10 protein-coding genes, 1 tRNA gene and 2 pseudogenes are annotated in these 20,308 nt (G+C 57.6%); 7 read left to right on the top strand and 6 right to left on the bottom strand.

Features of this window, described 5'->3' with window-relative positions:
* Nucleotides 1-526: 526 nt before the first annotated feature.
* Nucleotides 527-1,033: a hypothetical protein gene (locus WNZ14_RS04945; RefSeq protein WP_342867481.1), complete on the bottom strand. Its 507-nt coding sequence runs from the start codon at nucleotides 1,031-1,033 to the stop codon at nucleotides 527-529.
* A 187-nt stretch (nucleotides 1,034-1,220) separates the two neighbouring features.
* Between WNZ14_RS04945 and WNZ14_RS04950 the strand changes: the two genes are divergently transcribed.
* Both WNZ14_RS04950 and WNZ14_RS04955 read left to right on the top strand, forming a co-directional pair.
* Nucleotides 1,221-2,246: an AraC family transcriptional regulator gene (locus tag WNZ14_RS04950; RefSeq protein WP_342867482.1), complete on the top strand. Its 1,026-nt coding sequence runs from the start codon at nucleotides 1,221-1,223 to the stop codon at nucleotides 2,244-2,246.
* Between the two features lie 644 nt (nucleotides 2,247-2,890).
* Nucleotides 2,891-3,294, top strand: a pseudogene (locus tag WNZ14_RS04955) (DDE-type integrase/transposase/recombinase); the annotation flags it as partial.
* Nucleotides 3,295-3,613: 319 nt separating this feature from the next.
* On the opposite strand, the gene WNZ14_RS04960 reads toward WNZ14_RS04955, so the two are convergent.
* On the bottom strand, nucleotides 3,614-12,022 hold the full coding sequence (locus WNZ14_RS04960) for a glucoamylase family protein (protein WP_342867483.1): 8,409 nt from the start codon (nucleotides 12,020-12,022) through the stop codon (nucleotides 3,614-3,616).
* Nucleotides 12,023-12,903: 881 nt separating this feature from the next.
* Nucleotides 12,904-12,993, bottom strand: a tRNA-Ser gene (locus tag WNZ14_RS04965).
* A gap of 300 nt (nucleotides 12,994-13,293) precedes the next feature.
* Here WNZ14_RS04965 and WNZ14_RS04970 point away from each other — a divergent pair.
* From WNZ14_RS04970 to WNZ14_RS04990, 5 genes are all read left to right on the top strand, one after another.
* Nucleotides 13,294-13,611: a hypothetical protein gene (locus WNZ14_RS04970; protein WP_342867484.1), complete on the top strand. Its 318-nt coding sequence runs from the start codon at nucleotides 13,294-13,296 to the stop codon at nucleotides 13,609-13,611.
* A 156-nt stretch (nucleotides 13,612-13,767) separates the two neighbouring features.
* Complete coding sequence (gene msrA, locus WNZ14_RS04975) at nucleotides 13,768-14,421, top strand: peptide-methionine (S)-S-oxide reductase MsrA (RefSeq protein ID WP_342867485.1); 654 nt, start codon at nucleotides 13,768-13,770, stop codon at nucleotides 14,419-14,421.
* A 208-nt stretch (nucleotides 14,422-14,629) separates the two neighbouring features.
* Nucleotides 14,630-15,622 (top strand): BMP family ABC transporter substrate-binding protein, encoded by a 993-nt coding sequence (locus tag WNZ14_RS04980; protein ID WP_342867486.1) that lies wholly within the window; start codon nucleotides 14,630-14,632, stop codon nucleotides 15,620-15,622.
* A 127-nt stretch (nucleotides 15,623-15,749) separates the two neighbouring features.
* Nucleotides 15,750-16,373, top strand: a complete 624-nt coding sequence (locus WNZ14_RS04985) for a ribonuclease D (RefSeq protein ID WP_342867487.1) — start codon at nucleotides 15,750-15,752, stop codon at nucleotides 16,371-16,373.
* A gap of 14 nt (nucleotides 16,374-16,387) precedes the next feature.
* On the top strand, nucleotides 16,388-16,942 hold the full coding sequence (locus tag WNZ14_RS04990) for a DUF1697 domain-containing protein (RefSeq protein WP_342867488.1): 555 nt from the start codon (nucleotides 16,388-16,390) through the stop codon (nucleotides 16,940-16,942).
* A gap of 732 nt (nucleotides 16,943-17,674) precedes the next feature.
* Here the strand turns inward: WNZ14_RS04990 and WNZ14_RS04995 are convergent.
* The 3 genes and pseudogenes from WNZ14_RS04995 to rpsA form a co-directional block, all read right to left on the bottom strand.
* Nucleotides 17,675-17,965 carry a HigA family addiction module antitoxin gene (locus tag WNZ14_RS04995; RefSeq protein WP_342867489.1) on the bottom strand — a complete coding sequence of 97 codons (291 nt, stop codon included), beginning with the start codon at nucleotides 17,963-17,965 and terminating at the stop codon, nucleotides 17,675-17,677.
* 12 nt (nucleotides 17,966-17,977) lie between these two features.
* A pseudogene (locus tag WNZ14_RS05000) lies at nucleotides 17,978-18,258 on the bottom strand (type II toxin-antitoxin system RelE/ParE family toxin).
* A gap of 246 nt (nucleotides 18,259-18,504) precedes the next feature.
* Nucleotides 18,505-20,211, bottom strand: a complete 1,707-nt coding sequence (gene rpsA, locus WNZ14_RS05005; RefSeq protein ID WP_342867490.1) for a 30S ribosomal protein S1 — start codon at nucleotides 20,209-20,211, stop codon at nucleotides 18,505-18,507.
* Nucleotides 20,212-20,308 lie beyond the last annotated feature (97 nt).

Consider the following 20,308-nt stretch of genomic DNA (forward strand, 5'->3'; position numbering starts at 1 on the left):
GAGCTATAATGCGCAAAAAATATGCAATAGAACTAACAGAAGGCACATGTGAGCATCCCCGGTTTCCTGCGCGATTTGACTGCGAACTGTCTCAATGGCTTCAGAGCTAGCGCGTTGACCGCGGGCCTTAAGAGCAATCGGTTTCATAAATGTCGCTGTTGAAATCTGCAGCCAATGTCAGCCCGCCGTCCTGTCTGACTTGGATTGATCCACAAGACGAATGGTTCCAACTCCTGAAACATTTGACCCTGGTACCATTGTTGGCAGTCTCAGCTTTCGGAAAAGGGAGAGCCGCCCTTAATAGCCGCTATGCGTGCCCTTTATGGATATTCAGGCCCGAATTGCCTTTTCCTCAAACAGGGGCAGGAAAGCTGGCGCTTTTGGTGGATGCGAAAGAGTGCGCGCAGCTTTTTGAAGCGGACAGTTCGCGACTGAACTGGATAATTGTCCCGCCGACGATCGGAGTCCCACACTCGCAACATGATAGCCGCTTTGCCTGCGGGCGGGCGTCGGCATCCAGACTCCGTCAGGATGTCGATGCACGCCTAGAGGGGCTTAAATGCGCCACCAGCCTGACAACAATGTAGATATGAGTGAGCAGCAGGATGGGCGCGTAGATGACCAGGAGGAACCACATCGCGCCGATATCGGCCTCAAACACACCGGCATTAGAGGCGGTCGGCCCAACGGTAAGCAGGTCCCCGATTCCTGCGACTGAGAACAGGATCACCAGCGGCACCGCAAGCCTGGAACCCAGGGAAATGGCAATGACCGCGATCAGGGCGCAGATACCGGAGGCGTAATCGCCCCAGGCCATGATTGCCAGCGCGTCTCGGGAAACCGTTGCATCGACCTGTCCGTTCACTACCAGAGACAGCCCAAGATAACGGAAGGCATGCAGCACGAGCAGCGGCAGCGTTGCCGCCTCAAAGGTCTGCGCCCGGAACCACGGCTGCAGATAGATCCGGAAGATCACAAGATAGAGGGCGATTGCCGTGGTGAACTGGATCGCAAGATAGGCAAGGTTGTTCATGGCTTCATCCCCTCTGGTCAACTCGCAGAGATAGCCGGCCAGGGGCAGGATGCTTGCTCTTCATGCGAAAGCGATGCTGTCGTTGAGCGGCAGCGTTCTGATGCGTTGGCCGGTCAGGCGCGCTTCTCGATCTGGTCTTGGTCGCAACCCCATGGCATTCAGGGACAGAGCTTGAAGGACCCCGCATATGGAAAGTTCCGAAACCTATTCCCTGTTCATGGCGACCGACGTGGCTTGCCGGATCCTCGGTATCGATCCGCAGGTGATGCTCGAGACGGCAGGTCTTGCCGAGCTCGCGCGCGGTCGGACCGAATTGCGGGTGACTGCGGATCAGTATTTCGATGCCTGGAATACAATGGGAGTGCTCTCGCCGCGCGCCGATTACGTGCCTTACCTCGGGGTCGCGATTTCCCGCGGACCAGTGATCCCGGTCTTTTTCACACTGTCGTGTGCGCCTGATCTGGAAACCGGGCTGATGCGTCTGGCGCAGTTCAAGTCGTTGCTGGGTCCGGCCCGGATGCGCGTTTTCAGGGATGGCCCGCTCCTGCGCGTGGAGTATGACAGTGTCGACAATCGGTGTCCCATGCCACCAAGCCTTGGCGCACTGCAGCTCATCTGCATGGTAGAGAACATACGCGGAGCCGCCGTACATCTCGTCTGCCCGGTTTCGGCAGGATTTGATGGCTCAGAGGCAGACAGGCGGCAGATTGCCGGGCATCTGGGGATCATGCCCGAACATTCAGATGTCGCCTTCGTCGCCTTTTCGCCAGAGGATGCGAAACGCAGGTTCATTTCCGAAAATCCAACCCTTTGGGCTGATATCGAGGCGGACCTGAAGCTTCAACTGGCAGCCCAGAATGATCGCCTGCCAATAGCCGCTCGGGTTCGAGGCGCGTTGGTCGATCTGATGCCAGCGGGGCGCACAGGCGCAGAAGACGTGGCCGCCGCCCTTGGGCTTAGCCGCAGCACGCTGCAGCGACGATTGCGCGATGAAGAAACAAGTTATCAAGCGGTACTGGATGGGACCCGGCGGGACATGGCGATCCGATATCTTACCAAGACCACCCTGCGCGCCGAAGGGATCGCGAATGTCTTGGCTTACCGCGATGCCAACAGCTTTTCGCGAAGCTTTCGCAGGTGGACAGGCCTTGCGCCACTAGCATTCCGGCAAGAGGCGGCGAGCCGATCGACAGTGTCGAGCTCATCTGAATAAGACCACCCTCAGGATGGCCTATTTGGTATCCACAGGATCTGCCCGGTTCTTAGCGTAAGCGGAGGCGGCGCGCCTGCTAAAGCCGAACGTCTGCCTAGCCCGCTTCATTTCCGCAAGCTGCCTGACAGACTACCGTCCCCAAACGAGCCGGCCAGGCATGCGCCCCCAATCCGGCCGTTCATGTGTCCAGATAGGCTTCCCTAAACCGGACGTTTGCGGCATTTCGCTGAGGCGCACAAGCTGCATTTCGTTGCGCTCCCAAGCGCTGGAAAGGGGGGCAGCCCTTTGCCGTTATCCTCACAGCACGCCGTTTCCAACATGCTTACGCGTCGGATTGTTGAACACCTCGATTTATTGGCACGCGCCCCTCCTGGCTTCTTTGCCTGTCCTATAGATAGGTACTGCGTCTTATCCGTTCTCGCGTGACGAGGTTGAAAAACTCTCTGCGACAACATTGTTTCAGGGTCAGGCCGCACATAGGGTTCGGCAAGTGAAGCAGTTGAACTCGCCGCGGCGCCGAGAGCGATTGGAAGACGCTAAGCGATCCTTGTGGCCAGATGAAGTGAAAACAAGGCACGCACTGCGTGATACTGCTGGCGAGTTTAGTTACGAATTCCTGCCGGTACGTGGAATGAAATTGCGGTTATCGCCTCTACAATGAGGAACGGCTCACCGTGCGCAAACGTGGTGGCAGGAAGCGTGCCATTGGAACCAAAGCGCCGATGGGAATCCCACAAAGGCCAAATCAGTGTTGGAGTCTGGACTTCGCATCAGACAGCCTGTCGTGTGGTCGTTGGATCCGTATCCTGAGCGTGATTGAGGACTTCAATCGGGAATGCCTGGAAGCTGTTGTCGATACATCCCTGTCGCACGCGAACTGGACCAAATCTCTGGGATACGGGGCTATCCCTGCATGGTGGTTAGCGACTACGGCACCGAGCTGAGGTGGAACGCGATCCTGAAATGGCAGGAGGACAGCAAAGTCGAGTGGCACTACCTCGCGCCAGGCAAGCCGATGCAAAACGGGTTCGTTGAATCCTTCAATGGCCTAAACGTTGCCCGGTTCCTCGGCCAGGTTCAGCAATCCAGTTTGTGTTTGATAATCTTGTCGGTAGTATTCAACATTCTGGTGTCTCCGTTCTGATGGTTGGTGAGCACCACCATCAGAACGGACAACCATCATCTCTTGCAAAAGGTGCGCCGTCCTCATTCCAGCCCGCTGGAATGAGGACGGTTTCAGATCACATTGGGACTAATTCACGTAGATTGAGCCGGAGATTGCATTCTTCCAAGGCCCAAAATGTCTCAAATCTTCGACGTTGGACCATACCTTGCGCGAAATCAAACTAACGACCGCTGTGCCACTCTCAAGAGTTTTGCTCCGATACGGCCGTTTGAGATGTTAGCTCGCCATCAATGCGAACATTCAGCTCACCATTCGCGGAACGATCTACGCGAATATCCCGGCGCCTTCCTTCAACTTCAATATGCGCGGTGAAACCGTTCCAGTGGGCGGGAATAGCCGGTCGGACCAAGAGTTCTCCGCTGCGCACTTCAATCCCCAATATTGCCTCCACCGCCGTGCGGTAAAGCCAGCCAGCGGAACCGGTATACCAGGTCCACCCGCCGCGCCCGGTCTTGTCGCCTTCGCCATAGACATCCGCGGCAACAACGTAGGGCTCAACACGATACCTGTCAGCGGCGGTCTCGGTGAGCGCATGATTGACTGGATTGAGCATCGAGAATGCGCGCCAAGCGTCGTCGTTTCGGCCCATTTTCGCCAATGCATAGGCAACCCAGGTCGCCGCATGTGTGTACTGTCCGCCGTTTTCACGAACGCCGGGCGGATAGCCCTTGATGTATCCGGGATCCTTCGGCGTGTTTTCGAACGGCGGGGTAAACAAGCGGATGAGCCCGTCATCATCGTCCATCAGATTGTCGGTAACACTGTCCATCGCCAAGGCCGAACGCGCCGCGTCACCATTCCCGGACAGTACACTCCAAGATTGCGCAATCGAATCGATCCGACATTCTTCTGATTGGGACGACCCGAGCGGTGAGCCGTCATCGTAATAGCCGCGGCGATACCATTGGCCATCCCAGCCGGCCCCTTCCAGAGCCGCCTTCAGTTTCTCCGCGTGATCACGCCATTTCGCTGCGTGAGCCGCTTCGTTCCGTCTCTCGGCGATCGGGATGAACTGATCCAGTGCATGCAGCAGGAACCAGGCGAGCCATACGCTTTCGCCACGGCCTTCCTCCCCGACACGGTTCATGCCGTCGTTCCAGTCACCGCCAAGGATAAGAGGCAACCCGTGCGAACCGGTACGGTCAATGGCCAGCATCAGGGCTCTGGCACAATGGTCGTAAACACTGACCTTTTCACGGGAATGCGAGGGCTGGAAAAACGCATCATGCTCGTCTTCGGCAAGGGTTTTCCCCTTGAGGAAGGCCACTTTCTCTTCGAGAATTGTTATGTCACCGGTAACTGTCACATACTGCGTAACAGCATAGGCCAGCCATACAACATCATCTGAAATCATGGTGCGTACCCCGGCCCCCGTATCTGGAAGCCACCAATGCTGGACATCGCCTTCCTTGAACTGCCGTGATGCAGCCTTGAGGATTTGACGGCGCGCAAGTCCGGAATCGTGTAGCAAAAGTGCCAGCGTGTCTTGCAACTGGTCACGGAAGCCAAAAGCTCCTGACGCCTGGTAGAATGCGCTGCGGGCGTTAATGCGACAGGCAAGATTTTGGTATGGAAGCCAGGTGTTGACCATTTTGTTGAACGCATCATCCGGAGTTTCGACCTGAAGGGTTCCGAGAAATTGCCCCCATTCGGCTGCCGTTTGCTGTTGAAAATAATGGAACCCGCGATCACGCAATCGTTTCAGTATTGGCGCCACATCGCTGGATTTATCTGCATCACCCAACATGAAGACGACACTGCGTGTTTCACCCGGCGGTATCTCGATCTCGCAAGCAATCACACCGCAAGGGTCGCCACGGGTTTCGGTGCCATTGGCCGGGGCAGCCCCGCTCATCACGATGCCCGGACGCTTTATCGTCCCGCCAATTCCAAAGAAATCCCCGCGCGACGCTGTGAAGGCGACAACCGACGTGTCGGCGGCAAGGAACGCAGTGCGTTCTGGGAACGCCAATGAGTACGGGTTGGTCGCTGTCATCGCCTGGCTGACAGGATCGAAGCTGCATTTGACAAAGGGGACTGTCTTGGAGCGATCATTGCCCAGCACCAATTCGACATAGGCATAAACCCGAAGGCGGCGGGAGGTTTTCCCGAAATTGGAAATTTCAATACGGGATAGCTTTGCCGGCTCTTCGCCCGCGATGATCGTCGTGAGTTTTGACGTCAGCCCGTCACATGTCATCGACATCGCAGTGCGGCCAGGGCCAAAGCGGGTTTCATATCGGGCGGCCGCGTCCACGGCCAAAGCCGCAAGCGGCGCATACAGCCTTCCATTGTCCACGTCGCGAATATAGAAGGCCTCGCCTGGACGGTTGGTGACCGGATCGTTGGTCCACGGCGTGAGTTGATAGTCACGGGAGTTGCGGCTCCAGGAGAAGGCGGCTCCTTCCGCCGAAACGTGGAAACCGAATTTTTCGTTGGAGATCACGTTGATCCACGGTTGCGGCGTTGAACGCCCCGCAGCGAGACGGATCACATAATCATTGCTGGCAGAATCGAAACCGCCATAACCATTCCAGAACAGCAGATCATCGCCGGTGACATCTTCGCCTTGATCGGGACTGCGTGACACTTTTCCGGGAAGCTGCACCATCTGGGATTTGCCGCGAAGCGGCTCCTCTTCCGTATCAGCAGCCTCCGCAATCACTTTTTCGATGCGTTCCAGCTGTTCCGACAGTTTGCCGTTTCGGGTGTGCAATACCACGCGGGCTGTGGAGAGAAGCGCCGAGTATAATTTTGGTGTCACCAGGTCCTGGCGGACCGAGAAAATATGCTGGCCCGGTCCAGATGCAAGTCCGCGCCTGGCGGCGTTCACGCAATAGGCGTCAATGGCATGCTGCACGTCCTGTGCGTAGGAGGATGCGCGTTCGTTAACGATCACCAGATCGGAAATCAGGCCGCGAGACCGAAAATACTCCTGCATGCGGAAGGCTTTGCGCACAATCGGCAAGTCAGCCTCATTGTCGAGCCGCAACAAAAAGATGGGAAAATCCCCGGAGATGCCCATGGGCCACAAGGCGGATTGCTGATGCTCACCATCGGCTGCCGCGATGCCTTCCGATGCCAGCGACAGATCTGGATACACCAGATAACCGGCAAATTTCTGGAACAGAGCCGCCTCTTGTGGCGTGATATCTGTGTGGCGCATCTGCACCTGGGACCGTGTCCAGGCGAGATGAAGCTCCTGGGAAAAGCTTTCGGCATGATGGAAATGGGTAACCGCTGCTTCAATGTCCTGGCGGCGCGGTGCCGCGATCGTCCAGAATATCACCTCCACTTCCTTGCCCGGGGGAATGCGTACGACGCGACGCAGTGCCATGCAGGGATCCAGGGTGTAGCCATCGCTTCCGCTCAGCTTGCTGCCCGGTTCGAAGGCCGCGGCGTCAGCCAGGCTGTGCCCACGCCCGATAAACCGTCTGCGATCCGTTTCCGCCTGCGTGGCGCGGCCACCTTTTACGTCAGAAACGAGATGCGCAACGCACATGTCCGGGTCGGTTGGCGAGCGCCTGTTCCGCTCGGCGTAAATGACATCGCCATTCGGGCCGATATGGGTCCGGACAAACATTTTGGAAAACGCGGGATGTGCTGTGTCGGAGGCATCCGCAGCCAACACAGGTTCGCAATAGGACGTCAGTTCGATGGTGCGTTCACGCTCCCCCTTGTTGGTGAGGACAACCCGACGGCCCTCCGCATCAAAATTCGATGCTACAAGGCACTCAAGTCGAGAGCTTAGCGTTCCACGGGTCTTGAAGAATTCTGCCTTTTCGTCCGAGAAAATTGTTCTCGCAGTATCCTCCGGCGAGGAAATCGGCCCTGGTGTAGCCGACCACCAATCACCATCATCAAGATCGCGCAAGAAGATGAAGTTACCCCAGTCATCGAAAGTCGGGTCAGGGCGCCATCGGGTGACAGAGAGACCGTTCCAACGCGCATATCCCGAGCCGCTGGCCGTCAGCATGACGGAATAGTGGCCGTTGGAAAGAAGAAGAATTTCGCGACGGTTGCGTTCAGGGTCGTTGATTTCGCGGAATTCGCGGTTCTGCAATTGCGACAGCCCGTCGGTCGTTTCCGTGGATGGTTCCGCACGCCGCAGCGGCACAAGTTCACGCGGCGGCTTCTCCTGCAGCAGCAATTCAGCAGCTTCGATCACAGGATCGGCGTGAAAACGATCCCGCATGCGTCCATCATGAACAGCGTTGGCAATCGCCACGATGCTCATGCCTTGATGGTGAGCCATATAGTTGCGGACGACGGCGCAACTTTTGCCTTCTGGCAGACGCGATGGCGTAAAATCGATCGCATCGTAAAAGCCATACGAACCAAGTGCGTCATATTTCTTCAAATGGTCAAAATTCGCCAATGCCTGCGCGGGCACATACTGGCTTGCCAATGCCGTTGCGTACGGAGCGATGACGAGATCGTTGACCAGATTGCGCTTGAGGCCGAGCGAGGGGACGCCGAAATTTCGATACTGGTAATTCAGTTCCAGATCACGCGCATTGAATGCGGATTCTGAAATTCCCCACGGAACATCATGCGCCTGACCGTAGCTCACGTGACGCGCAATCGCCAGGCGATTGGTCTGGCTCAAAAGCCCGCCGCGTCGCTCATGCATGACCAGTGGTGGCATCAGATACTCGAACATCGAGCCTGACCACGAGGCCAGTGCGCCCTGCCAGTTCACATCTACGATGGGGCGGCCGAGACGAAACCAGTGGGTACTCGGAAGATCGCCCTTGGCGATTGCGAACAGACTGGTCAAGCGAGCTTCGGACGCGAGAAGGTCGTAACAGGAGGAATCGAGTTCGCCGTCCTCGGGCCTAAAGCCGATCGACAGGAAGCCCCGCATCTCGTCAAGAAGGAAAGAGAAGTCCATGTCGAAGGCTATTTTCCGGGCCCTTTCCGACGTGACCTGCAAATGCCGTTGCAGCGGCTTAAGCTGGCTGCGATCGAAAGTCGCATCGGCAAAGTGAGCCTCGCAAGCATCATGCAGGCTGCGCGCCCATGCGATGACATTGGCGCTTTCAACGGACTTGACCTCACTGTCCAGATCGACTGCCAAGGCCGTCAGCTCAGTCGCGATAAGCGACAGGTTAATGGCTCGGACCGGAGCGATCGCCGGTTCCTGCATGTGCCGCTCAAAGGTCTGCAAGAATCCCGACAGGCGTTCCTCGAGCCTGCGTCGCAAGGGCCTTGTCGTTCGCCGGTCATCGGCGACTTCGCCCAACGCTTGCTCAAGGATGTAGGCGGCGTCGCCTATACCCCTTATGTCGCCAAGCAGATGCACTGCTGGCGCTTCCGACCAGGATCTCAGAGCCGAACTGACGGCGATCAAATGTCCCGCCAGGTTGCCGCTGTCCACACTCGAGACATAGCTGGGGGGCAGTACCTCCAGAGTGCGCGTGTTGTACCAGTTGAACAGATGGCCGCGGTGCCGGGGAAGTTTTTCAATTGTGTCGAGCGTCTTGTCGATGCGGCCAATTGTTTCGGACAGGGTGATCCAGCCAAAATCTCTCGCTGCCACGGTCGACAGGAGGTACATGCCGATATTTGTTGGCGACGTACGCTCAGCCACCACCGGTTCCGGATCTTCCTGGAAATTGTCGGGCGGCAGATAATGGCTGTCTTCCGTCACAAAACGCTCGAAATACCGCCATGTGCGTCGAGCAATAAGACGCAGCTGTACTTCGACCTTGATGTCGATATGGAGCGAATCCTCGGTCAGCGCTGGCTTGCTGACAAACCAGGCTATCGCCGGAGCGGCTATCCACAGGGCACAGAAACCAGCGGCTATAACCGCCGTCTGCGGCTCGAATGTCAGAGCCAGAACCAGGCCCGAGAGTCCGATGACCGGAGATGGCCACATATAGGCATAATAGGAAACCGCACTCTTGCGCGCTGTCGCATCAACCTGCTCGGCTGTCCTCCATTCGAGCAGATGCCGGCGGCTGACAAAAACCCGGTATAATGACCGGACGATGGCATCGCCCATAATCCACGCCGTATGAGCGATGAAAACAATACGCAGCGCGCTCTGCGCCGTCGCGTTGACAATTTCGGACATCAATATTCGGAAATGGCCGCCAATTGAGACCTTTTCACCGTTGGGAAAGAGGGCGGCAAACAGAGACAATGTTGGTGCAATAAACAGGCTGATAATAAGGATTATCTGCCACATCACCGCAGTTTCCAGTGAAAGCACCGACCAGGACAGGATGCCACCGGTTATCCAGGCAATAGGCGTCAATGACCGCCGCAAGTTGTCGAGCATCCTGTACCGTCCGAGGCCATTCAGGCCGCTCGTACGTGAAAAAATCATAGGCAAGAGCTGCCAGTCGCCACGCACCCATCTGTGTTGACGAGACGCGTCGACATCATAGCGGACCGGAAAATCCTCGATGAATTCTATGTCGGTCGCAAGCGCTGCGCGCGAAATGGCCCCTTCGAGCAGATCATGGCTCAGAACCGAGTTTTCCGGCACCTTGCCGTTCATGCTCGCTTCAAACGCATCTATGTCGTAGAGGCCTTTTCCTGTGAAAGTGCCTTCACCGCACATATCCTGATACATGTCCGAGACAGAGAACACATAAGGGTCAAGTCCACGGTTGACCGAGAAAGTTCGCTGGAACGCGGACGCTTCAGAGCCTGTGGTCAGCGAGGCCGTCACCCGTGGCTGCAGGATTGAATATCCAGCGGTGACCTTTCCCTTTTCCGCATCCCACCTTGGCGCATTGAGGGGATGAGCGAGTTTTCCGACCAATGCCCGGACCCGATCGCGGGGCAGGCGAGTGTCGGAGTCCAGCGTCAGGATATATTTCACACCTTGCGGCACACCGTGGCCGGGTTTAAGGAACGTTGTGTCCTTGTCGCCGCGCAGCAACAGGTTCAGTTCGTGCAGCTTTCCACGCTTGCGCTCCCACCCCATCCACCTGCCTTCAGCTTCGTTCCAGAGACGACTGCGGTGAAACAGGAAAAAGCGGCGGCTTCCGGTGCCGATATATTTCTCGGACAGCAGATCCGTCTGTTGCTCGGCATAGGCCAGGATCTCGTCGTCGCGGTCGGACCGCTCTCGTTCGCTGTCAGTCCAATCGGAGGCCAGAGCAAAAAACAGTTCCTTGTCTGTATTGGCCAGGTAATGCACTTCCAAATTGCGCAGCAGTTCGTCGACGCTATCAAGGTCATTGATCAGGCATGGAATGACCACCAGCGTGCGTGCATCGGTCGGTACTCCGGCTTCGAACGCATATCCCGGAAGATGCGCCGGCCGGAAAAACGCGGCGGCAAGATACTGGAACAATCCGGAAGCAGCATCCCATGCCGGCAGTACGAAGAACACGGCAAGCGTCGTCAGCACGGTCAGGCTAACGCCTTTCGCAGCCAGCATATTTGAGGCAAGCAATACAAACAGGAGTGTCAACAGAGCGATCGGAGTGGCGATGCCTGCTACACCAAGCCTGCGATAGAAACGGCCGATTTTTTCCGCAAATGCAGGGCGATAGCCCATCTGCTGCTGCAGCTCAAGCACGCCCTCGGCCAGAAAATAGTACCCGATATCCCTGTCGCGCGAATCGTAAGGTGCCGAACTCTCTCGTGTTTTTTTCGCCAAAGCCAGGGCAGCGAGCGCAACTTCCTGCTCGCTGCCGTTCGACCGCCTTGCGACGCGTTCGATCACATCGCGATAGCTGTTTCTGGTGCGTGCGTCGACGAGCGCGAAGTTGCTTCCGGCGCGCAGCACGCAATCGACGCGGGAGGCGGATTCGAACCATTTGGTCCAATCCGTTTCATCAATTCGCCTGAGACTGCGAATGATGTTCCCAGCCGTGAGATTGCCCATCGAGAGCCGGGCATGCTCGGAAATGATCACTTCCTCCGCATGCGTTTCTCTTTGTTCCAGCAGGGTCTCGAGCCAGGAAAGGGCGTCGGACGAACCCAGGGAGCCATCGCGAAGTCGATAGAGCAATTGTGCTGCGTATGTGTCATCGTTCGTGGCATCGACGCCCGAAGCCATGAGTCTGGCATCGATCGTGTCGCTGCTTGCCAAGGCAACCTGGTCGGCGAAACGGTTGGCCCGGGCGCGCATTTCACGCGCCATCTCCACCCTGTCGGAGATTCGTCTCAGGTTTTCCAGGAGGACCATCCGCAAGATGGCTGGTATCGACCATATCTCGCCGATGGTCAAAACCTGATGCTTCTGAAAACCAGCGATCAGGCTGGACAACCCTTGAGGATCAAAGCTGGAATTGGTGTGCGCGACATAGAGCCAGGAGATGGCCAATGTACGGGGAATTTCGTCGCCGGCCGTGACCCGAAGCGTCGGCAATTTGCCATAAAACTTTCGCGGCAAATCGCGGGCAACCTGCCGGGCGTTCTCGTCAACAAGATGGTGATTGTCGAGCAGCCATTCGGCCGCGGGAGTGATCAGCAAGCGCTCTTCGGCGGCTTTCGCAATCGAGCTGTAATTGGCCAGCAGCGAGGATGCATTGTCCTTGATGCGGGCAGGGAAGGCGAACCCATCCCACTCTGGCAGCTCCCAGCGTGACTCGTGACCAAGTCTCTCTCCAAGAACCTCCAATTCTTCAGCCGCCAGAAAGTCCGCTCTTATTGCTTGAATAAGTCCACCGTCCGCTCCTTTTGGATCAAACTTGTTGACGTCACTGGGAGTGCTTCCAAGTCTCAAGCGGGAGAGTAGGGTCATGAAATCCATTTCGATTATGGCGATGCACATAAACGCGGCAGCAGACCATACGTTCCACGCTTCGGAGGGGGGACGGATGGATTGGCCACAGGATGCTGTAAAGAAGGCTTTGCAATGATGCACACATTGTCACAATGGTGTCGGTGCGTGGGTCAGCAAATGTGCTGCATATGGTCTTTGATGGGCCTGCTTATTTGATTGCTCCCGTCGAGGCTGGGCAACGAACAGATTTCGGGCGTCAACAGGCAAGCATTCGTTTCAAAATGGTGAGGCCGATCAAAGTTTGTTGCACCGCCGGGACAAAGTTCCGGAGCGGAGAAAGGCTGTCGCTTAACGAGACGGGATGATCCAGCTATCCCCATCCCGATACTTCAAAACCTCGCCAGAGATCATTCGCCTGGGGGTGATGATGCATAAGCGGCTCCCTCTGTGTCTCCACAATGTCGGGGGCCTACTGCATCAGAGCGGCATCGACGTCAGCGACGAGACCATACGGTTCTGGTCGAACAGCTTGGGCGGCTCAACGGATATCCGTCTTCCCATCGAGTTAGATGTAGTGGATTTCAAAGACGACGGAAGCCGCATCCGTTCCAACAAGGCAAAGGAAGAGTTTTTGGCGTGCGGTCAGGCGTTAATAAATTCGCTTCAATAAGCAGGATTCGCTCGCCATCAAATGAACTAGTTAGGGATGAGGTTAGGGACGCAAAATAGTTAAAAAGAATAGTCGTATAAATACCAATAAAGATAGAACGTGACGATGGCGGAGAGAGAGGGATTCGAACCCTCGAGACGGTTCCCCGCCTACACACTTTCCAGGCGTGCGCCTTCGACCACTCGGCCACCTCTCCGCATATCCGTCTGACGGGCAAGTACCCGGACATGCCGGCCGCTGTCAAGGCGGTCGCCCTGCCGAAAACATTGGTGACGAAGCACCAAAAATCCCCGGTCCGGATCGGGCGGCACTATAGCCAAGACGCCTTGCTTGGCAACCGCTATTTGGGGCTTGTGCCGACATTATTCCTTTGAGGCGCAGCCGTCGCCGCCAACTTGTCATTGCATGATGGTTTTGGGGCCTCTATGTCACAGGTTGGGGCTGTGATGCCGGCGTGTGATACCATGCCGGCCAAGGTGTCTGACCGGAGGACTAGATGCGATTTGTCGCGCGCGTGCTGAGCTTGATTTTTCTGGTGTTTGCGGTGCTGACCGGACTTGTGGATGCCATTCAGTCCGTCGCCGCTGGTCACCTGGTGCTGTTGCCTCTGATTGAAACATGGACCGAGAACAGTCCCGATACGCTGGCGTTCCTGCAGGACCTGTCCAATCAGTATCTGCCGGCCGTGGTCTGGGATACCGGTGTAAGCTGGGTTCTCGCGCAGCCATCCTGCGCCGTGTTTCTGGCGTTTTCGCTGCTGTTCTATCTTGCAGGCTATCGTCGCGCAAAACCCGCCGGTCGCTTTGCGGTCTGACTGCGGGGTGAAAGCCTGATTGCTGATGCCAGGCGCAGGACAGTTGCTGCCTCACGCGCTGGCGGTGCATACTCCTGCTCGGTGGGAATGAGCCTTGCCATTGTATCGCAGTGAGGTGGATCCGTTAGAAAAGCGTGGGTTGCAGGAGGAAGAGCGATGTTTCTGGTCGAGATGTTTCAGCGCAAGACCACGATGCCAACCGCTGCGGAAGCGCTGGCCGGACGCAACGAGCCAATCGAGACCGCTGTGGACCATGTCGTCAATGGCCGACCGTTGAAGCCGCCATTTGCCGAGGGGCTGGAGATTGCCTATTTCGCCATGGGGCGGTTTGCCAGTGCCGAGGTGCTGTTCTGGGGATTGTCCGGCGTGCACGTGACCGCCGTGGGTTACGCGGGCGGGCTGACCCCCAACCCCACCTATCAGGAAGTCCTGTCCAGCCTGACCGGCCATGCCGAGACGGTCATGGTGGTGTTTGATCCGCTTAAGATCAGCTATGATGCGCTGTTGAAAGTGTTTTTTGAAAGTCATGATCCGACCCAGTCCATGCGTCAGGGCAATGACATAGGCACTTTCTTCCGGTCCGCGATCTTCACGACGAGCGATGTTCAGACCTCGCAGGCAGAGCAGGCCAAGGACGCCTATCAGGCCGCCCTCAAGCAGGCCGGTCATACCGGCAAGATTGTGACCGCGATCGCGCCGATGAAGGCGTTCTACTATGCAGAAGCCAGCCACCAGCAACATGCGGCTCGAAATCCCGGGGCCCGGTCAGGCTTGAAGGGCACCGGCGTGCGGTTCCCCGCAACAGGCTGAAGCTCATCGGCAGTTTGGACTGCGAAGCTGACGCAAGGACAGTCTGGGTTATCTGCAAGTGACGCAAATCGGCGTTGGATTTTTCTCAAAAGCCATGCAAGGATGTGGCCTTCCGGCCTCCCACGGTCGGCAAATTCCGCAGGTCTGCCCAATCGGGCATGCGGGAGGAACAATAAAGATCAACAAATAACCTACAGGGCTGCACATCATGAAACGCACGCTTTTGAGCTTCCTCGCCATGGCCGCAATGTCTGCGACCGCCATGGCCGCCGACATCAAGCCGGCAATCATCTATGACCTTGGCGGCAAGTTCGACAAATCCTTCAATGAGGCTGCCTATGGTGGCGCCGAAAAGTTCAAGACCGAAACCGGTATTGACTACCGCGATTTCGAAATTGCCAATGATGCCCAGCGCGAGCAGGCGCTTCGCCGCTTCGCCAAGGATGGCAATAACCCGATCGTCATGGCCGGATTCTCCTGGGGTTCTGCGCTTGAAAAGGTTGCCGACGAATACCCGGATACCAATTTCGCCATCATCGACATGGTTGTCGACAAGCCCAACGTCCGTTCGGTTGTCTACAAGGAACAGGAAGGCTCGTTCCTGGTTGGCGTGATGGCTGCCAAGGCGTCTGAGACCGGCACCGTCAGCTTTGTCGGCGGCATGGACATCCCGCTGATCCGCAAGTTTGCCTGCGGCTACAAGGGCGGCGTTATCGCCACCAATGCTGACGCCAAGGTTCTTGAAGCCATGACCGGCACCACGCCGGACGCCTGGAACGATCCGGTCAAGGGCGGTGAAATCACCAAGTCGCAGATCGATCAGGGCTCTGACGTGATCTATGCGGCTGCTGGCGGAACCGGCATCGGTGTACTTCAGACCGCTGCTGACGCCGGCAAGCTCGGCATCGGCGTCGATTCGAACCAGAACGGCCTGCAGCCAGGCCATGTTCTCACCTCGATGATGAAGCGCGTCGATGTGGCCGTTTACAACGCATTCATGGACGCCAAGAACGATCAGTTCAGCTACGGCTTCAACGTGCTTGGTCTCGCAGAAGGCGGTGTTGACTACGCCATGGACGACAACAATGCGCCATTGGTCACTGATGAGATGAAGGCTGCAGTGGAAGCTGCCAAGGCCGACATCATTGCAGGCAAGATCACCGTTCACGACTACATGTCGGACAATGCCTGCCCTTACTGAGGCAAGCATCCGGCGTTTTCGCTGACGTGAGAACCTATTCGGCCGGGCTTTTGCCCGGCCGTTTTGTTGCGCGCTTGCCCGCCCCCGGGCTATAGGCTGCGCAAGATCAAACAGGGATCAATCAACCATGGCCGAAATCCGTACCCACAAGGGCGACCTTTCAGAAAAGGCAATGGCGCGTTACACGGGCGACATCGCCATTGATACGGAGACCCTGGGTCTGGTGCCGCGCCGCGACCGGCTGTGTGTGGTGCAGCTGTCCCCGGGGGATGGCTCCGCCGATGTGATCCAGATCGCGGCAGGACAGAACAGCGCGCCCAATCTGGTTGCCCTGCTTGAGGACAAAACCAAGCGCAAGCTGTTCCATTACGGCCGCTTCGACATTGCCGTGCTCTACAATACCTTTGGCGTGACCGCCACGCCGGTATTCTGCACCAAGATAGCCTCGCGACTGACCCGGACTTACACGGACAGGCACGGTCTGAAGGACGTGACCAAGGAGCTTCTCGAGATCGATCTGTCCAAGCAGCAGCAATCCTCCGATTGGGCCGCTGACACGCTGACGCAAGCCCAGCTCGACTATGCAGCGTCGGATGTGCTGCATCTGCATGCGCTGACCGAGAAACTGACCGCACGGCTTGTGCGCGAGGGGCGCGAGGACCATGCCAAGGCCTGTTTCGAATTCCTGCCGACACGGGCCAAGCTTGATCTCCTGGGCTGGCAGGAAACCGATATCTTTGCCCATAGCTAGGGGAGTGGATCGGCATGCCGGACTCCTGTGTTGCGCTCTTGCGGGGCATCAATGTCGGCGGCAAGAACAGGCTGCCGATGAAGCAACTGCTTGATATTGCAGAACAGCGCCTGGGGCTTGAGGATTGCCAGACCTATGTTCAGTCCGGCAATCTCGTCTTCAGGGCAGGGCTTGAACAGCGCGACGGACTGGAGCGGCGGCTGGAAGCCGAAATAGAAGCGGACTGCGGTTTCAAATGCGCGGTTCTGGTTCGCTCCGCCGCCGAGTGGGATGCCATTGTTGGCGACTGTCCCTTTGTCACGGAAGCCACTGCGGACCCAAAGCATGTTCATGTCTTCGTTCTTACAGCAGAGCCGTCGCCGGATGCTCTCGCCGATCTGGCATCGCGCGAGTTCGGCGACGATCGCTGGCATCTGGGCCTGCACGGGCTCTATCTGCGCACGCCGAATGGGACAGGACGTTCAAAGCTCGCCGGGTCTGTCGAGCGCATTCTCAAGGTGCCGATGACAGCGCGGAACTGGTCAAGCGTTCTGGCGTTGCAGGCCATGCTGCGTCCTGCCGGCGGCTAAAATATCCGTTTTCGCCAAGCGAACACGCTCCCGCGCGGGCGACCGCCGGGGTGTGAACCGAGACTGGCATTCCGGAGGGCCGCACGCAGGCTTTGCCTCTGGAGTTTTGGTAGTAGTTGGGTGGCGCAGCACGCGCACGGCCCGAGTGTCGCCGGATGATGTCCGCATCCGACAGGCGGCGCCTTGCACCCGCGGGAGTCTATCCCCGCCCGGATTGCTCCGGCAGCAGCCTGGACCGGCCGCTGGAGTGGGTTTCGAGGTTCCGGCACGGACCCTGACCGGTCGCAGTGGACCTGTCATGTCCGCCACAGACCCGGACCGGTGTCGGCGCTTCTTGCCCGCCTTGCGGCTGGCATGAAACGAAAACCCGGCCCGGTGGCTGGCTTTGCACGATCCTCGACAAAGGACCGCCCGCCAGCGGAACCCCGATGGCCTCCGCCTCCTTCCGCGACCTGCCGCACGTTACGACAGATCCCGAAAGGCCTTCCTCCCGCGTGGACCGACACGTTCGCGGGCCCATCCGGCAGCAGGAGTGCAGACATGATGGCAGGGGGCGGTATTGTGTGGATGAAATCGCCAGTCCTTTTACCAAGATGGTGCGGCGTGCACCCTCTCCCTCTTGGTGGGGGAGAGAAGCAAAATCAACGGCTTGGCCGCAGGCCAAACGTTAGATTTTGCAAGAGAGGGGGTAGGTTTAAGCGTGGGAAACGTCCCCCTCATCTAGCCTTGGCGCTAGGCGTATAGCTTTATTTCGGAATAGTCGTGCTGCTGGAGAGCAAGCGCCGCGTCATAATGCGCCTGCAGGCTAAGCCACGTATCGACCCCCATCCCGAAAAGCCTATCGAGGCGATGTGCCGTATCGGCTGTCACAGAGCGGTTTCCAGCCACTATTTCAGATATCCGATTGGCGGGCACACCAATCATGGTCGCGACTTTACGAGCAGACAGACCATATGGCTTCATAAACTCTTCAAGGAGCATTTCGCCGGGATGTGTCGGCAGCCGGTTTGCAGGTAAGCGCATTGCCATAACCTCCTAGTGGTAGTCTACTATCTCGACCAGCGAGGCCAATCCGTTTTCAAATCGAAAACATATCCTGTACTGATCATTTATCCATATGGCCCATTGGCCTAAGCGGTCTTTTGTCAGCGGGTGCAGCTTATTGCCGGGCGGGCTTCTAAGCTGTTCCACCGAACAACGCTGTTAATCTGATCGAGTTTGCGCCTCGCTGTTCTACAGATACCGGGCTGCAAGCCTTTGACAGGATTGCCATTGAATACAGCCTCTGTTTCTGCATTGGCAAATGACACAATCATACGTGATACGTATCACGTACAATAGGCCTTGTCAATCACGGCGACCAGGCACCGGACCGCGAAACTCTGTGAGAGTCGACTTGATCTTTGCGCTTCGCCTGCCAATCTCGAAATTGTAAAACCCTATCCGGCTTGGACACCTCTCCGACCTCCCCTCAATGGGGAGCCGCAAGTCTCAAGCCATCAAAAAACCCGCCGGATCGCTCCGGCGGGTTTCGTATTTTCAGACGTCAGATCCGAGAAGGATCAGTCGTCGCTGTTCTGCTTCTTCAGGGCTGCGCCCAGAATGTCGCCGAGCGATGCGCCCGAGTCGGACGAACCGAACTGTGCAACTGCCTGCTTCTCTTCGGCGATTTCCAGCGCCTTGATCGACAGACCGACCTTGCGGTCCTTCTTGGAGAAGCTGGTGACGCGGGCATCGACCGTCTGGCCGACCGAGAAACGCTCGGGGCGCTGCTCGTCACGGTCACGCGACAGGTCCGAACGGCGGATGAACGAAGACAGGTCTTCGTGATCAACCAGGACCACTTCGAGACCACCGTCGGTGATTGCAGTCACCTTGGCCGAAACAACAGCGTTCTTGCGCAGTTCGCCGGAGGCGGCTGCATCGCCGATGGAATCCTTGCCAAGCTGCTTGATGCCCAGCGAGATGCGTTCCTTGTCGACATCAACGTCGAGCACAACGGCCTTGACCATGTCGCCCTTGTTGAACTCCTCGATGACCTGTTCGCCTGGACGGTTCCAGTCGAGGTCGGAGAGGTGAACCATGCCGTCGACATCGCCTTCGAGGCCGATGAACAGGCCGAACTCGGTCTTGTTCTTGACTTCGCCTTCGACTTCGGTGCCGGCAGGGTGGCTCTGTGCGAACACTTCCCAAGGATTCTCGAGCGTCTGCTTGAGGCCGAGCGAAATGCGGCGCTTGTTCGGGTCGACTTCCAGAACGACGACGTCAACTTCCTGTGTTGTCGACAGGATCTTGCCGGGGTGCACGTTCTTCTTGGTCCAGGACATTTCCGACACGTGGATCAGGCCTTCGATGCCCGGCTCCAGCTCGACGAATGCGCCGTAGTCTGTGATGTTGGTCACGGTACCGGTGATGCGCTTGCCGGCAGGGTACTTGACGCCGATGCCATCCCACGGATCGCTTTCCAGCTGCTTCATGCCAAGCGAGATGCGGTGTGTGTCCTGGTTGATGCGGATGATCTGGACCTTGACGGTCTGGCCGATCGACAGGATTTCCGACGGGTGGTTGACGCGGCGCCATGCCATGTCGGTCACGTGCAGCAGGCCATCGATGCCGCCAAGATCAACGAACGCACCGTAATCGGTGATGTTCTTGACCATGCCTTCAACGGTCTGGCCTTCTTCGAGGTTCTGCACGATTTCCGAACGCTGTTCGGCGCGGCTCTCTTCGAGAACGGTACGGCGCGAAACCACGATGTTGCCGCGACGCTTGTCCATTTTCAGGATTTCAAACGGCTGCGGGATGTGCATCAGCGGGGAAACGTCGCGGATCGGACGGATGTCCACCTGGCTGCGCGGCAGGAAGGCCACGGCGCCATCCAGATCGACGGTGAAGCCGCCCTTGACCTGGTTGAAGATGACACCTTCGACGCGCTCCTGCGCGTTGAACTTCTCTTCCAGACGAACCCAGCTTTCCTCGCGGCGAGCCTTCTCGCGCGACAGCATGGCTTCGCCCAGCGCGTTTTCGATACGCTCGACATAGACTTCGACTTCGTCGCCGACCTTCAGTCCGCCGTCCTTGGACTTGGCGCCGAATTCCTTCAGCGGCACGCGGCCTTCAACCTTGAGACCGACGTCGATGATGGCGACGTCCTTCTCGATGGCGATCACGATGCCCTTTGCGACATAACCTTCAGCAAGGTCCTGCGTGGCAAGGGATTCGGCAAACAGGGAAGCGAATTCCTCTGTCATGGATTCAGTGTTAGGCATGAATTCTCCTGGCGACCGCGTAATCATGGTGCGGTCGAATGCGCCTGGTTGGTGTTGGTCGGACCGGCGATGCCTGTCTGTCCTGAACCTCTCGGAG

The sequence above is a fragment of the Hoeflea sp. AS60 genome, from assembly GCF_038900115.1.
Taxonomy (GTDB): Bacteria; Pseudomonadota; Alphaproteobacteria; order Rhizobiales; family Rhizobiaceae; genus Hoeflea.